Origin of the sequence: Campylobacter sp. RM19073 (genome assembly GCF_024723495.1) — a bacterium.
Classification (GTDB): domain Bacteria; phylum Campylobacterota; class Campylobacteria; order Campylobacterales; family Campylobacteraceae; genus Campylobacter; species Campylobacter porcelli.
On sequence record NZ_JANQCT010000022.1, the window covers coordinates 1 to 16067 of the forward strand.

The 16067-nt window shown below is 34.9% G+C and carries 12 protein-coding genes and 1 pseudogene; all 13 read right to left on the minus strand.

From position 1 onward, the window contains the following. Positions 1–211: 211 nt before the first annotated feature. Entirely contained in the window at positions 212–4198 is a 3987-nt protein-coding gene (gene dnaE / locus CSUIS19073_RS06940) for a DNA polymerase III subunit alpha (RefSeq protein WP_086237137.1), read from the minus strand. Between the two features lie 14 nt (positions 4199–4212). Then, positions 4213–4863, minus strand: a pseudogene (locus tag CSUIS19073_RS08355) (methyl-accepting chemotaxis protein); the annotation flags it as partial. Between the two features lie 590 nt (positions 4864–5453). Beyond that, positions 5454–5969 (minus strand): PAS domain-containing protein, encoded by a 516-nt coding sequence (locus tag CSUIS19073_RS06950; protein ID WP_086242311.1) that lies wholly within the window; start codon positions 5967–5969, stop codon positions 5454–5456. 50 nt (positions 5970–6019) lie between these two features. Beyond that, positions 6020–7222, minus strand: a complete 1203-nt coding sequence (locus CSUIS19073_RS06955; protein ID WP_086237139.1) for a type II secretion system F family protein — start codon at positions 7220–7222, stop codon at positions 6020–6022. Further along, positions 7219–8745, minus strand: a complete 1527-nt coding sequence (locus CSUIS19073_RS06960; protein WP_086237140.1) for a GspE/PulE family protein — start codon at positions 8743–8745, stop codon at positions 7219–7221. The genes CSUIS19073_RS06955 and CSUIS19073_RS06960 overlap by 4 nt, the downstream gene beginning before the upstream one ends. Further along, positions 8742–10196 (minus strand): pilus (MSHA type) biogenesis protein MshL, encoded by a 1455-nt coding sequence (gene mshL, locus CSUIS19073_RS06965; protein ID WP_236845276.1) that lies wholly within the window; start codon positions 10194–10196, stop codon positions 8742–8744. The genes CSUIS19073_RS06960 and mshL overlap by 4 nt, the downstream gene beginning before the upstream one ends. Beyond that, positions 10183–10554 (minus strand): hypothetical protein, encoded by a 372-nt coding sequence (locus CSUIS19073_RS06970; protein ID WP_086242310.1) that lies wholly within the window; start codon positions 10552–10554, stop codon positions 10183–10185. The genes mshL and CSUIS19073_RS06970 overlap by 14 nt, the downstream gene beginning before the upstream one ends. Further along, positions 10551–11117: a hypothetical protein gene (locus CSUIS19073_RS06975; RefSeq protein WP_086237142.1), complete on the minus strand. Its 567-nt coding sequence runs from the start codon at positions 11115–11117 to the stop codon at positions 10551–10553. The genes CSUIS19073_RS06970 and CSUIS19073_RS06975 overlap by 4 nt, the downstream gene beginning before the upstream one ends. Beyond that, entirely contained in the window at positions 11107–12525 is a 1419-nt protein-coding gene (locus tag CSUIS19073_RS06980) for a hypothetical protein (protein ID WP_086237143.1), read from the minus strand. Before CSUIS19073_RS06980 ends, CSUIS19073_RS06975 begins: the two co-directional genes overlap by 11 nt. Positions 12526–12594: 69 nt before the next feature. Beyond that, complete coding sequence (locus CSUIS19073_RS06985; RefSeq protein ID WP_086237144.1) at positions 12595–13158, minus strand: hemerythrin family protein; 564 nt, start codon at positions 13156–13158, stop codon at positions 12595–12597. A 99-nt stretch (positions 13159–13257) separates the two neighbouring features. Beyond that, positions 13258–13641 carry a hypothetical protein gene (locus tag CSUIS19073_RS06990; RefSeq protein WP_086237145.1) on the minus strand — a complete coding sequence of 128 codons (384 nt, stop codon included), beginning with the start codon at positions 13639–13641 and terminating at the stop codon, positions 13258–13260. After that, on the minus strand, positions 13638–14633 hold the full coding sequence (locus CSUIS19073_RS06995; RefSeq protein WP_086237146.1) for an iron-sulfur cluster assembly scaffold protein: 996 nt from the start codon (positions 14631–14633) through the stop codon (positions 13638–13640). Before CSUIS19073_RS06995 ends, CSUIS19073_RS06990 begins: the two co-directional genes overlap by 4 nt. A 9-nt stretch (positions 14634–14642) precedes the next feature. Next, on the minus strand, positions 14643–15833 hold the full coding sequence (locus CSUIS19073_RS07000) for a NifS family cysteine desulfurase (RefSeq protein WP_086237147.1): 1191 nt from the start codon (positions 15831–15833) through the stop codon (positions 14643–14645). Between the last annotated feature and the right edge of the window lie 234 nt (positions 15834–16067).

The window sequence follows — 16067 nt, forward strand, 5'->3', positions numbered from 1 at the left end:
TTGTAAAAGCCTTCTAAGGTTGTCAAGCTATCGCTTGACTATTTTTTTACTTCTTACGGCAACAAGTTGCCGTTTGCGAAAATTTGGAGTATAAATCAAATTTAAAGCAATACTAACATTAATCTATTTAACTTCGCTATAGCTTAGCCATTTCTTAGGGCTTTACTTGCTACCCTTAAAGAGTAATAATAAATTTGGCAATCTATTTAATCTACCCAGCCAAAAGAGTATTTAGCTCATTTTGAAATTCATCAGTTACGCTAAATTCAGTTACAAACTGCATAATCTGAGCCCTATTTTCATCCACAACCCTTAAAATCAAGCTCTTTTTATCCCCATTTGTAGCATTATATCTACTAGCTAATTCATAAATTTGATTAATTTTACTCCTATTTAAACTGCTTAATTTCAAATCAATCTCTAGTTTGCCAATGATATTAAAGCTAGGCTCTTTTTCTACCTCATCTTGCTTTTGGGCTCTCCTTTTTGGTGCGTTTCTAAGGGCTATATCTCCATTTTTTGCCTCATCTATATCGATTATTTGATTTATAATCATCTTAGAATTCGCATCTCTTGGTGGCGTGATTTTTAACGCGTATAATCTACTTGTATCGCTTATCTCACTAGCTTGCATACACGCCACATCAAAGGCGAACATATCGGCATTTGAGCTTTTATCTGCTACGCTTAGCACCGCCATTTTGCTGCCAGATTTAGTATCCTTAATAGAGATATTATTTATCTTAGCAATTATAAGGTACTCGCCACCTTTAGCACTTTTTAATATATCCACGATACTAGAGTGCTTAATGCTATCAAAATACTCTTTATTCTCACTTATCTCTTCAGCAGTGATTTTGCTAGATTTTAGCGTTATTTTAGTGTTTTGTGCCTCTTCAAGGGTGTAAATTTCATTTACTTTTAGTCTGATTTGTTGCTCATCTTTATTTAAAAGCATTTTAAATACAAGTGGTTTATTTAGCTCATCTTTTGGCAAGGCTTCGATCTTTTGCATATGAGAAAACACCGTTGCTTCCATACTTCCTTGCATATCAAGAATGGCGATTATACCCATTTTATTGCCAGATTTGGTTATCTTTACAGATATATCTTCAATCTTACCTATAACGATAATCTCACTTCCATCATCAATGCTATCAAATTCTGATGAATTCGTATGCGAAATCGCTTCAATACTACTTCTAAACTCATCAAGCGGATGTCCGCTAATATAAACGCCTAAAAACTCCTGTTCAAAGCCTAAAAGCTCCCTTTGGCTAAATTCATCTTGAGCTAAATTTAAGCTTAGCTTTATATTATTCATACTCTCATCATCGCCAAATAGCGAAAACTCAGCCTCTCTTTTAATATCAGAGCTTTTTTTAGATTGGTCTGTTATATACTCAAGATTTTGCATTAAGGTCTTTCTAGAATAGCCAAACTCATCTAAAGCACCTGATTTTATGAGTGCCTCATAAACACGCTTATTTACAGCAGTGCAATCGCTTTTAGATACTAAATCTTCTAAGCTATCTAATCCGGTTTCTCTAAATGATATAATATCATCAACCGCTGAGCCACCAACACCCTTAATGGCTCCTAGACCATAGATAATAGCGTCATTACCATCACTATTAATAACGCTAAATTCACTTTTGCTCTTGCTAACGCTAGGGGGAAGTAGCTCGATATTTAAACGGCGAATCTCCTCTATATATTTAGTGATTTTATCAGCGTTATTCTCTTCACTAGTAAGAAGAGCTGCCATAAATTCAGCCGGATAATATGTCTTTAAATATGCCGTTTGGAATGTGATAAGTGCGTAAGCTGCTGAATGGGATTTATTAAACCCATACTCTGCAAATTTCATAATCAACTCAAAAAGCACATCAGCCTTATCCCTATCAAATCCATTTTTAGAAGCACCATCTAGATACTGAGTTTTTAGTCTTAGCATCTCATCTTCTTTTTTCTTACTCATAGCCCTACGCACTAAATCCGCTCCACCAAGGCTAAATCCACCCACGGTTTGAACTACTTGCATAACTTGCTCTTGATAGACTATAACCCCATATGTAGGCTCTAGTATCGGTCGCAAGGCATCAAAGGCGTATTCTACACTCTTTTTGCCATGTTTAATATCTATAAAATCATCCACCATTCCTGAATTTAAAGGCCCTGGGCGATAAAGAGCAATCATCGCAATAACATCTTCAAAGCAGTCTGGTCTTAGCTTTGCAGCTAGCTTTTGCATACCACTTGATTCTATTTGGAAAATTCCAAGGGTATTGCCACTTTGTATGGTTTCATAGGTTTTAGGGTCGTTAAAATCGATCTTTTCCCACAATATATCTTGATTAAATCTAGCTTTGACTAGCTTAATTGCATTGTCGATTACGGTTAAAGTTTTAAGCCCTAAAAAGTCAAATTTGATTAAATCCACCTCTTCAAGATAGTCCTTAGCATACTGCGTTACATAGTGACCATCTTCAGCGTTGCTTTGTCTCCATAGTGGGACTTTTTTCCATAATTCTTCATTGCTAATTACGATACCAGCAGCGTGCATACCTGGGTTTCTATTTAACCCTTCAAGCTCGCAAGCATACTTCCACACGCTTCTTGCTAGCTCGTTGTTTTGTATTAACTCCCCTATTTTAGGCTCTTTTTCAAATGCTCCAGGCTCAAATTCACCCTTTTTATTAGTATAGCCTTGTAAGGCAATACCTAGCTCGTCTGGAATGAGCTTTGCCATCGCATCAGCTTCAGCATATGGCATACCCATTACTCTAGCCACATCTCTTATAACGCCTTTGGCTAAAAGCTTACCAAAAGTAGCCACTTGAGCGACATTATACTGACCATACTTTTGTATCACATAATCAATAACTTCGCCTCTGCGATTTTGACAAAAATCCACATCAATATCAGGCATACTGATACGCTCAGGATTTAAAAATCTCTCAAATAGCAAATTATATGGGATTGGATCAAGGTCAGTAATGCGAAGCGCATAAGCCACCAAGCTTCCAGCTGCTGAGCCACGCCCAGGACCTACTGGAATTCCACGTTTTTTAGCCTCATTGATAAAATCAGCCACGATTAGCATATATCCTGGGAATTTCATATTTTTAATAGTTGAAATCTCTAGCTCAAGCCTATCTTTGTAAATTTGATGTTTGCTAGGATCGATAAACTCTAAACGCCTCTTAAGCCCCTCTTTACACTCATACTCAAACAAAACCCCATCATTATCCAAATCATACTCCATATCTGGATTTGGCAATGGTAGATCTCTATTTTTAGCGTATTCTTGGGTAAATTTGAAATTTGGCGGAGTGGCATTGCCTAATTTTATCTCCAAATTACACTTATTTACTATCTCTTGAGTGTTGGATACAACCTCTGGAATATCAGCAAAAATCTCGCTCATCTGCTCAGGAGATTTAGCATAAAATTCGCTCAAAACTTGCTCTCTTACACTCTCATCAAAATTTTTATTCGCTGAGATATAGACAAAGATTTTTTGAGCTATGGCGCTATCTTTATTGGTGTAGTGAGCGTCATTTGTGGCGATTAGTTTTATGCCTGTTTCTTTGGATAATCTGATAATATCGCTATCTATTCGTTGCTGGTCAAATATCCCATGACGCATAATTTCAAGATAAAAATCATCGCCAAATATATCTTTATACTCTAGTGCTGCAGCCTTGGCAGCTTCATATCCACCAGCGCCTCTTTTGATATTTCTCTCACTTAAATTTAGATGGAAATTTACCTCTCCAGCTAAACACGCTGAGCTACAAACTAACCCCTGACTATGCTCTCTTAAAAGCTTTTTATTTATCCTTGGATAGTAGTAATATCCCTTTATATAGCTCATTGAGCTTAGATACATTAAATTTTGATAGCCTATCTCATCTTTAGCAAATAAGCAAAGGTGAAATCTATATCTACTCTCTTTAGAGGCTATATCATCGCTATTGTGTATATATGCCTCAAGTCCGATAATTGGCTTTATCCCTTCAGCCTTCATACCCTTATAAAACTCAATCGCACCAAACATATTTCCGTGGTCGGTAATAGCACAAGATTTGATATTTATCTCTTTTAATCGTTTGGCTAAGGTTTTAATCTTATTAGCACCATCTAATAAAGAGTATTCGGTATGCAAATGCAAATGGGTAAAATCCAAGCTCATAGCTATTCCTAAATTTATTTTTTGTTTGATATTATATCATCAATATTTTTAAAGACTAAACTACTATTTTGCTCAATAGCATTAAATTTACTCACAAGCCCATCTATATCTTTCTTGTTTGTATCTTTTAAAATATCTGCTATAGTATGTAAGGCTTCTTTGATTTTACTAGCTTGAGATGGATTAAATTTAGCAAAATTATTATCGCAATCACGCAATAATCCATCTATATGCGCTTCTTGCTCCGGGGTAAAGCTTAGGCCATTTAAGGCATTATTATAAGCATTTGTCTTAGCTAGGATTAGATCAATTTTAGTTAAAATTCCTATTGTTTTATTTTGAGTTAGCTCTGAAATTTTAGCAGTTTGATCTGCGTCGGTGCTGAAATTTTCAAGTGTATCTTTTAGCTTACTTGTGTTATCAATAGCCGTTTGTGCTACTTTATTTATCATATCAGTTGAACGATTTAGCTCATCAGCGTCTTGGCTTAGCATTGTTACGGTGCTTTCTATATCAGCAGTAGCTTTAGCGGTATTTTCAGCTAGTTTTCTGACCTCATCAGCCACCACGGCAAATCCCCTACCATGCTCTCCAGCACGAGCAGCTTCAATAGCCGCATTTAGGGCTAGTAGATTTGTTTGATCAGCTATATCTTTGATTAAATTTACCATACTGCTAATGTCGGTTGCTCTTTGATATATGCTTTGCGTGGTTTGGTTGCTATTTGAGGTGATGACGCTAAAATTTGAGCTTAGCTCTTCTACATTGCTTATGCTTTGACTAGCAATATCTGCTGTGTGCTTGCTAGAATCTACCACCTTTGATAGGTCACTTACGCTATCTATTAGATCTCTTTGAACTGCATCAATCCCATCTGTACCGTTGCCTAACTCTGTAAATTTCTGGCTTAAAATCCCTCTAATCTTGCCTTTTTGCCCTTCTAAAACACCAGTTACACCTTCGCTTAAAGACTCGGCATTATTTCTAAAAATTCCCTTAAATCCTTGCGTATAGATATTTCTATAATCATCTCCATTTCGTGCTGCTATAATGCTACTTTGCGTCTCTCTTTGTAAGGCTTCAACTTGGTCAAGCAAGTCATTAATACAATTTGCTATAGTAACTAACTTAGAATCATTATCAATATTTGTAACTCTAGCTTCTAATTTTCCTTTTGAGGCTCCGCACGCAACTGCCACAATCTCATTATAAACAATATCATCAAATTTACTTTTTTTACTAAATATACCCATAATTATCCTCTTTGTAATTCATTAATAAAGCGATCGTAAGTTGTATTGTGCGTAGCTAACAAATCAGCTATATACCTTTGGCTAGATTCCATACCCCCCCCCATTTTCTCTAACTCTAGCATTTTTTGATATATTGGTATTATCTTCTCTACGGCTTTTGGGTTAGCCTTGCGACGCACTGAGTAGTAGCCAATTATATTACCATTTTCATCTAAAGAGCTTGTTACATTAGCAAAAACCCAGTAATATCCACCATCAAATGTAGCATTCTTAACAAAAGCGAAAATCTCCTCTTTTTTCTTTATTCTCTCCCAAAGCAGCTTAAATACATACTTTGGCATATCTGGATGGCGAACTACATTGTGGTTTTTGCCTATTAGATCTGAATTTTTAGCATTGACAATATCTAAAAAATATCTATTAGCATAAGTAATGCGACCTTTTAGATCAGTTTTGGTAGTGATAAAGGCTTCATCGCCTATCTCTTTTTGATGATTGTATAGCATATTGCTACTCATTTAACCTCCTAAGTTTTTTCGAATTATACCTAATAATATATTAAAACAATCTAATATACCAAAGCCCTATTAGATAGCTCCCAAAGTGGCATAAATATCCCAAGTCCTAGTAGTAAAACCGCCATTGATACCACCACAAGCAAGATCGGCTCTAAATATGCACTAAGATTATCAATAAGCCAGTCATACTTTTGCTTATAATAGCTTGAGATATAGCCAAACATCTCATCTATAGCACCGCTTTTTTCTCCTGCTTTTATCATCTCTATGGCGATATTTTCGTATAAAGATGTGTTTTTAAAAGATGAGCTTAATGGATTGCCATGACAAATATCTTTAATGGCTTGGTTAAATTTAGCCTTAATATATCTATTTTCTATTACACCATTTGCAACTTCTAAGGCTCTTTCTATTGGCATTGCGGCGTTAATAAGCTTAGATAAAATCAGATTAAATTTAGCCAAAGAACTATGTAAAATCACACTTTTAATCAATGGAATTTTAAGTATAAAAGCATCAAATTTAACTCTAAATTTATGGCTAAATTTATAAAAATAGCCCCACAAAAAAATAGAGAAAATAAGCCCTAAAATAAGCCAAAATCCATAATTTTTTATCACAAATTCCACCCACAAAATCGCTCTAGTAGCCATAGGAAGCTCCCCGCCCAAAGAGTCAAAAACGCCTTGAAATGATGGTATAACCATAGCAATTAAGATATTAAAAGCGATAATTAAACTAAATAGAGCAATGGCAGGGTATCTAATGGCTTTTTTGAATTTAGCTCTATTTACAGCGATCTCTTGTAGCATTGAACTAAGAATAGCTAGGGAATTTGAGAGTTTGCCGCTATTTTGCCCTAAAGAAAACATAGCTAAGCTAATCAAACCAAGATCGCTTTTATGCTCCTTTAATGCTTGCTCTAGGCTCATTCCAGCATTTAAATCAGCACAAATATCATTAAAAATACCCCTAAGCCTAGCATTATCGCACCCCTTTGCTACGCTATTAAAAGCATCAAGCACACTCACCCCAGCTTCTAAAAGCGTGCTAAGCTCTTTAATATAAATAGCTAAAATTCTCTCATCAACTTGCCTAAATCTTAAATTTAATCTAAATTCCGCACTCTCTTTAATAGCTACAATCGTCCCATCTTTAGATAAAATATCCTTAGCATTTTGTAAATTTGCAGCCCTTATAGTGCGAGTTTGAGCGCAATTATTTATGATAACCTTAGCTATAAATTTTTTCATCTAATTAAGCTTAAGAGCTCTTCTAGGCTAGTTACGCCACTTTCTACTAGCTTAAAGCCACTATCAGACATAGGGACAAAGCCCTCTTTTATAGCCTCATCTAAAATCACGCTACTTGGCGTGGCTTTGGCTATTAAAGAGGCTAAATTTGGAGTGATTTGTAAAATTTCGCTAATTATCACTCTTCCACTATATCCAGTTCCCACACAATGAGCGCAACCACGAGCCTTATAGCGATTATTTTCAACCCTTTCTTTACAATGTTGGCAAAGTTTTCTAGCTAATCGTTGAGCCATTATGGCCACCACCGCACCGCTAATCAAATAACGCTCAAGCCCCATATCTATCATTCTATCTATAGCACTTATAGCGTTATTTGTATGTAAGGTTGATAAAACTAAATGCCCTGTAAGTGCTGCTCCTATAGCGGTGCGAAGGCTTTGATGATCTCTAATCTCTCCTATCATTATTATATCTGGATCTTGGCGGAGTGCTGCTCTAAGCGCAGTTTCAAAGCTAACACCAGCCCTATCGCCTACTGCAACTTGCTGTAAATAGCTCATCTGATACTCTATGGGCTCTTCTATTGTGATTATCTTTTTGGTTTTGCCCTTTAGCTCATTTAATGCTGAATATATAGTAGTTGTCTTGCCGCTTCCTGTAGGGCCAGTAACTAGTATCATTCCATAGCTTTTGGATATTGATTTTTTGAGTAAATTTAAATTTATCTCATTTAAACCCAAATTTTGTAAATCTACAATCATCTTATGAGTATCAAGTATCCTAAGCACCACACTTTGACCGCCTATAACTGGCAAAACAGAGAGCCTAAAATCAATATCTCGATCATCTATACTATAGGTAAATCTGCCATCTTGGGGCTTTTTATGCTCGGCGATATCTAAATTTGCTAGTAGTTTTATCCTGCCAATTAAGGTATTATATATATCACCATCAAACTCAAATAACTCGCACAAAACGCCATCAATTCGAACTCTAACGATAGCCCCACTCCCGCTTGGCTCGATATGAATATCGCTTGAGCCTAGCTCTATAGCGCTTATTAAAATTCTATCAATTAGCTTTAAAACCGCACTATCATCGCTTGAATCTTTGGAGTTTATCTGGGCTCTAACTTGTAAGATTATGCTATTTAAACCATAATATAAAGCTATCTTGGCTAATTTCTTATCTAGCTTAGATGGTGGAGCGATTAGTAGCTTTATGATTTTATCTTTGTAGATATTTCTAAGCTTTGAGATTACAGCTATATCAAATGGGTTTTTTGTAGCTATATGGACGCAGTTTAGCTCAAATTTAATAGGCAAAATCTCAAATTTAATAATCATATCAAGTGGCAAACTATCAGCCAAAGAGTAATCTATAAGCTCCATATCAGCCACTTCATAGCCAAATTTACTGCTTAAAATTTCACAAAATTCATCTTGGCTAATGCCTAAATCTTTGGCCGCTTGGCTAGGTGTGATGGCGCTATTTTGTAGATTAGATATAATCTCATTCATAAAGCTTCATATCCTAAGGATTTTAATGATAGTGGGTCATTGATTATAGTTGGGGTGATGATGAATATTAACTCATTTTTCTTATCTATTTGCGTATCGCTTTTAAATAAATATCCAAGTAAGGGAATATCGCCTAAAAGTGGCACCTTATTTATCTCATTGCTTAGAGTTTTAGCGATTAATCCACCTAAGATTATGCTATCGCCACTGGCTACTTCAACCACGGTAGAGAGCTTCTTTTGCATTGTATCAGGGGCAATTACTCTAGGCAAGGTCTGCTTAATATCATCAGCTGAGTATTTAAAACTGCTTAAGCTAGGATTTATCCTTAGCATTATTCGATCATTATCGCTGATTTCAGGGAGTAAATTTAGCAAAATTCCGATGAAAACAGAGTGCTGTTTATAAGTCGTTTTGGTGATTTGGCTAGTTTCGTTATTGGTTATATCTTCAGCGATTCTATAATTTATATTATCGCCTACAGAGATTAGGGCTTGTTGGTTATTCATTGCTGTGATTTTAGGGCTTGAGATGATATGAGTCTTGCCATTGCTATTTAAGAAATTTAGCACTCCATCTAGGCTTAAGCGCAAATTCCCGCCAATTATAAATCCCCCAGATATACCCCTTAGGCTATGAGCGGGATTTTGCGTAGTGCCTTTATGAAAGCTTAATCTAGATGGAGTTCCATCATCTAAATAGCTGCTAAATCCAAGCTCAAATTTACTCCAATCAACCCCCTTTGTATAGCTATTATCTAGCTCTACAGATATGATCTTAACATCGATTAAAACCTGTCTTTTCAGTCTTAATGAGAGTAGGTCTAGATACTCTTTGGCTCTTTTGAGCTGATTAGCAGTGCCGGTGATATGGATTAATCCGGCGGCTCTGTTTATGATAGGAGTTGGGGCTATATATGGATCGTTGTGGCTATTTAAGATGGATTTAAGCTGGGTGGCTAAATCTTGCCAAAAGTCAAATTTCTCTGTAGTTTTAATGATATTTTCTTGACTATTTTCATCGTAATTTTGACTACTACTGTTTTGAGAGTTAATCTCAATAGGAGCAGAGTCCACTGAGGCTTTGGTGATGGCTTGACCATATCTTGATGAGATTATATAATCCATTTTAAAAGTTTTGGTCTGGATAAATGAGAAATTTAAAATATTATCTTTAAATTCATAGCTAAGAGCGTTTGAGTTAGCTATTATCTTTATAACCTCATCAAGGCTAAGGCGTGAAATACTAATCATCGTTGTGGGGGTTTTTAATATTTTTGTGGTATTTGCGTCGCTTAAAACAATGCTAAATTTACAAATATCAGCCAATTGGGTTAAAATCTCATATGAGGTTATAGATGGCTTTAGGCTCATATCAAGCCTCTTATCCCTACATTCATTGGCACTTAAATTTATAGCTAAGATAATTAAAATTATATTAATATACTTCAACGCTACTGCTACTTTCAAGGATTTTTAAATCCATCTGTCTATTATCATAAATCACAGAGGCGGTTGAGTTTTTAATCTCTATTATATATAAATTTTCATACTCCTTGCCTGCTTCATACCATTTGGAGTTGATTTTGGCTCGATTTTGGATTATGGCTTCTAAATTTAATGGGGTTAAATCTGGCTTTGAATGGTTAATTTTCTCTATAAAAAATGGGGATTTAACCTGGTTTATATCTACCAAATTCGCCCGTGAGTTAAGCTTATTATATAAATCTAGTATATATTTATACTTGCTATTAAGATCTTGAGCCTCAGCCGCAGCTAAAAACAGCCAAATCATAAATATAACTCTCATCTTATTCCCCAAGACAGCACACGAATTTCGCTATTATACGGCTCAAATCTCGCCTCGCTAATTTCTAATAAAGCCCCCTCAAGCTCATCTATAAATCTCAAGGTTAAATCAAAAGTAGAGTTAAATGATATATTATAATCATAGCTTATATTTGAGCCTATTTGATTTGGTGAAATTTTAGATATTTTAAGGCTATTTTCTAAGGCTTTTGAGCTTATAAAGGCTAGAATTTCACTACTTGAGCTAAATTTAGATAATTGCGTTGATAGCGATTTTGCGTGGGCTTGGATAAACTCATTTTCGAATTTTAATCTCTCTAGCTCTTGCTTTTTATCTTTAAGTTTTTGACTTGCTACCTCTATGCGATTTTGAATTTCAGTAGGTGAGTTTATCTTCAAATATCCACTAAGACCATTCTCATATCTCATCAAAGCCTTAAGATATAGCCTTTCAAAATAGTCCCAACTAAGATAAAATAGATAAAATACAATCAAAAATCCACCCAAAAATATCATATATTGCTCTTTTTTAGTGCGTTCTTCTAATAGGCTTTTAAATTCCATTATCTAGACCTATTGTGATATTTGATTCAAAATAATTTTTATTATTAATTATCTGACCTACTCTAGCTATGCTAAATTTATTTATAAAATTATTTATATTTTGAGCATTTTGAGCGACTACTGCGATGATTATTGCTCCATTATCTAGCCTTATACTCCTAGCCCTAAGTAGCTCATTATCCATTGATTTTACAATCTTTGATAGTGTTATAGCTAAATTTGGATTATTTATTTTAGCTGCTATATTGTCTATTTTATTTAAATTTAGATTTATATTATCTTTTATATTTTGCTCTTCTTTAGATATATTATCTAGATTTTGATTTATAGATAGCAAAATACCTTTTAAACTATCTACGCTAGAGCTTTCAATGCTTAGATTATACTTAATCTCTTTGCTTTTTATATCTAAATTAAGGGCTAAAACCAGCATATAAATTGGATATGTCATACCCAAAATAGCACCTAAAATAATAGCTATAAAAAGCCTTCCATCTGCCCTTTTATATAGTGGCTCAACCCTATCAAATATATTAAATTCTAACTTAATTTTATTGCTAATTAGCTCCTTAGCATATATAGCAATCATCAGATTAATCACTGATTTGCTATTAAATTTACTCAAAAAATCAAACCCATTTACGCTTTTCATAAGGTGATCTGATAAGGCTATATTAAATCCTTTCAAATCCCCTATAAAAGAGCTAAGAAATATCCTATTAGCAATGATTTTATCGATATTAGCAATGCTTTGCATAGTCTCTATAGTAGCCTTTATAAGATCGCTAAATTTATCAATATTTTTATCTATTATCTCGCCATTACACTCAATCCCATTTGCCTTAGATATAGACCAGATGGTATCATAAATAATATTATGATGAAAAATATACTCCCCAGCCTTATAAAAGCTCATATAGCTCTCATTTTCATCAAAAAATATATAGCAATCCACCCCATTTTTATCCATCAATCCGCTACTATAAAATCCACTCATTAGTAACGCAGAAGGTATGACAATATCTATATTTTGCAAAGTTTTTTGCGTAGCTCTAAGCCCATCTAAGGCTATTTGCATATCAATTACATATATAGTATAACTTCCATCTTTGTTTATAAAATAGTTGATTTTATACTCTTTTGATGGGTTTAAGAGTAGCTCTTCGTAAGCATAAGATATGATTTGATTATGTAAATTCTCTTTTTTATCACTTTTAAATCTTAAACTTGTAAGAGATTTAGTCTTAATATAAGTAGCACTAAAATCGCTATTATAAACCCTCTTTTTCTTTTTTGGTATAAATTTACTTGAGTAGTTATAAATTATATTTTTATATAAATCAGCAGTCGTTATAATATGGTTTTTTCGCTTAAATCTATAAAATGGATTAAATTTAATACCTATCATCTATCAACTACATTAATAATAAATTTAATATCCATTTATATACCTTTTACTATTAATTATGGATTTTACCTATGAAAGCTTAATCTTAATCACAACCTTACAAGTCATACAAGAGAATTTTTTACCAGCTAGTATTTTTTCATGTATGTGGCTAGGGACAAGATGAATTTTGTGTTCGCATCCGCATGTATATCTATATTGCTGTGGTTTTTCTTCTACTAGCTCTTCTTCTGTTTGGTGTAGCTGTGCTTGACGCCACTTCTCTATTTTAGCATCCTCTTTTAAGATATGCTCAACTAGCCACTTTTCAGCTATTAATAGTAAATTTTCCTTTAGGTCATTTACATTTTTAGCTGTTTTGATAAGACCTGCCATACTAGCGATAATATCTTTGTGTATCATAGTATGCTCTTGGAGTTTTGGATAACCTATTAGCTCCATATACTCTTGCTCATCCTTAAAATGCTCTTTCATATACTCAAAGAATTCAGCCACGATACCACGAATTTCTTCACGAGATACATTCTTATTAGCATAAATAAAAGACTTCTTGGCTAAATCAAATAGCTTTTGGTGCTGCAAATCTATATCTGAATTGCCAATACTATACTTATCGTCCCAGCTAGGTACCATTTCAAACTCTCTATGAAAAATTCTCTTGGATTTATTATACTAAATTTTTGCTATATTTAGCTGAAAAATTTTTAAATAGAATAAAAGTATAAATAAATTTTATAAATTAATCACTATATTACCTAATTTTATATCTTTAGTATTAAAAGAGACTTCAAATTCGGTTGTAAAATCAACAATCCTAGCAAGCGGATAGCTACTAAATTTATTCGCTACAAATCCATTTCTAAGAGTTAAAATCCTACTACTTAGCAGCTCTTCATCGATTATTTTAGCGTTGATAATACCAAAATTTAGACTATCAACGCTATAGTTAAATCCATCGCTATCACTTATCTCATCGCACTCAAGCCTTAAATTTAGATACTCAAACTCACCCAAACGCCCAAAGCCATTCTCTAATGAGCTTAAATTCTCATAATCTAAAATCTTAGCCAAATCTCCGATATAGTATCTATCAGCGATGAATTTAGCGCTTATCATACTGGTATTACTCTGATATTTGGACTTAAACTCTCTTGTAGTATATTTTCTATAGCATATAAAGTTCCAGTAGCACCACTAGCACAGCCACTACAAGCCCCTAAATATCTAATGTAAATATCAATCCTACCGCCTTCTGATTTAATATCCAAAATCTCCATATTCCCGCCATCCATCTCAAGCATAGGTCTGACATGCTCATCTATGATAGCCTCAACAGCCCTTAACTGCTTAACCACAGTTAGCTCCTCAAAGCTTAGATCGCTATCAATTCCGCTACTGCTAATCTTCGCATCTGCGATGGCTTTTAGCTTCTCAGCCTCCATCTCTGATCTAACTTCTGCTAAAATATCAACTAGATAATACTCTCTTTTCTCATGTCCACCTGGCTTTATACAGCTTTTACAAAACGCCCCCGCCTTGGTATATTGAGTGATCTCTTCAACCGTTGTTAAATCATTTAATCTTATAACCTCTTTAATAGTCCCAAGGCTCACTCTAGCACACTCGCACACTATAATCTCATCTTCAAAATGCTCTGGATCTACCCCTTTATAGCTAGCGGCCGCTGCTTTAATCACATCATAAGCCATAACAGAGCAGTGCATTTTTTGCGGTGGGACAGCTGGAGTATCTGGATCATCACGCATAGCCTTTTCTACATCTAAATTTGTGATTTTGACTGCTTGATCTACCGTTTTGCCTTTACAAAGCTCAGCCATATAATCACTACTAGCTATAGCCGTTCCACAGCCAAAACTCTTAAATTTAGCATCTTTAATCACATCAGTAGCCTCATCGACTGCCCAGTACAGCCTTACTGCATCGCCACAACTCTCTGCCCCATGGTCTGCAATGATTAATTTACACCCCATAGCCTTGGCTTGTTCTTCTGTTATCTCTCCCATATTTTTAGGAGCGTTCATCGCATTTTGCACTTTTTGAGAATACTCTTCCCATATATTTCCACTTATTAAATTTCCCTTTGCCATACTCTCTCCTTATAATCCTGATTTATGCCACTGCGGTGCGTAAGCGTAGCTACTTGATATGCTTCTTAGTCTATTTACAGCGTGTTTAATCTTTTCAATCACATAATCAATCTCTTCTTCAGTATTAAACCTAGATAGAGATAGCCTAAGTGCCGTGTGAGCTAGCTCACTATCAGCACCGATTGCTTCCATTATAGGATTGCTCTCTAGATCTTCACTAGCACAGGCTGAGCCGGTACTAGCTGCTATACCAGCTTGATTAAGATCCCATAGCATAGCCTCGCCCTCAACTCCTTTAATACTAGCTAAAATGGTATTTGGCACACGATTAGCTCTATTGCCTACTACTGTTACATCTGGCAAGGATAAAAGCGCATCTTCAAGCTTATCTCTTAATCTACCCACATGGCTTTGCTCATAGGATAAAAATTTATTTGAATTCTCCATAGCTTGACCCATCGCCACAATACCAGCAACATTTAAAGTCCCACTTCTGCGTCCGCCCATATGCTCTCCGCCATGAAGTAAGCTAGTAAGCGGTATTGAGTCTTTGATATATAACGCACCAACCCCTTTTGGAGCGTGGAATTTATGCCCTGAAAAGCTTAGAAAATCCACATTTGCATCTTTGACATCTACTGGGATTTTCCCTACTGCTTGGACTGCATCAGTATGAAATAGTGCTCCAAATTCATGTGCTATACTGGCTAATTCTTTAATAGGAAATATCATACCAGTTTCGTTATTAGCCCACATTACACTCACAAGTGCTACATCATCACTCATAACATCACGCAAATTTTGTGGAGTTATAACCCCTTGATCATTTACATCAATTCTAGTTATCTCCACACCAAGGGACTCTAAAAACGCACAGGTAGCGCCAATAGCTGGGTGCTCTACTGTGGTAGTAACGATACGCTTTTTCTCCCCTTTTAATATCTTATCAAAGTATATCCCCTTTAACACCCAGTTATTACTCTCAGTAGCACACCCCGTGATGATGATATCATCCTTATCAGACGCATTGATACCAGCGTATAGCTGATCTAAGGCTCTACGCAATGCTGGGTGAGTCTGGCTACCATAATCGTGAAGGGAGTTTGGGTTGCCAAATTTCTCTCCAAGAAATGGAAGCATCAACTCTAAAGCCTCAGGATCAATCATCGTAGTTGCATTATTATCTAAATAAACTTTCAAAAACTATCCTTTCCTTATCTCCTAAATAATTAGGATAAACTTTATCTTTTTAATTTTAGAATGATATACTATTTTACATAAATTTAGCATAAAAATTAAGTAAATATTTTATAAATTTGAATTATATTAAAAAATTAATCTAATAAAAATATATTTTTTATCAATATTATGGTTGTTTTATATTATTTTTACTTCGCAGCTGAGCTAAGCCCAGCTTTGCGACAGGGAGTTGTA

What these genes read in the sequence shown, in the direction of transcription:
- dnaE (WP_086237137.1), bottom strand. Translation starts at nt 4,198, where the DNA reads ATGAGCTTGGATTTTACCCATTTGCATTTGCATACCGAATACTCTTTA.
- CSUIS19073_RS06950 (WP_086242311.1), bottom strand. Translation starts at nt 5,969, where the DNA reads ATGAGTAGCAATATGCTATACAATCATCAAAAAGAGATAGGCGATGAA.
- CSUIS19073_RS06955 (WP_086237139.1), bottom strand. Translation starts at nt 7,222, where the DNA reads ATGAAAAAATTTATAGCTAAGGTTATCATAAATAATTGCGCTCAAACT.
- CSUIS19073_RS06960 (WP_086237140.1), bottom strand. Translation starts at nt 8,745, where the DNA reads ATGAATGAGATTATATCTAATCTACAAAATAGCGCCATCACACCTAGC.
- CSUIS19073_RS06970 (WP_086242310.1), bottom strand. Translation starts at nt 10,554, where the DNA reads ATGAGAGTTATATTTATGATTTGGCTGTTTTTAGCTGCGGCTGAGGCT.
- CSUIS19073_RS06975 (WP_086237142.1), bottom strand. Translation starts at nt 11,117, where the DNA reads ATGGAATTTAAAAGCCTATTAGAAGAACGCACTAAAAAAGAGCAATAT.
- CSUIS19073_RS06980 (WP_086237143.1), bottom strand. Translation starts at nt 12,525, where the DNA reads ATGATAGGTATTAAATTTAATCCATTTTATAGATTTAAGCGAAAAAAC.
- CSUIS19073_RS06985 (WP_086237144.1), bottom strand. Translation starts at nt 13,158, where the DNA reads ATGGTACCTAGCTGGGACGATAAGTATAGTATTGGCAATTCAGATATA.
- CSUIS19073_RS06990 (WP_086237145.1), bottom strand. Translation starts at nt 13,641, where the DNA reads ATGATAAGCGCTAAATTCATCGCTGATAGATACTATATCGGAGATTTG.
- CSUIS19073_RS06995 (WP_086237146.1), bottom strand. Translation starts at nt 14,633, where the DNA reads ATGGCAAAGGGAAATTTAATAAGTGGAAATATATGGGAAGAGTATTCT.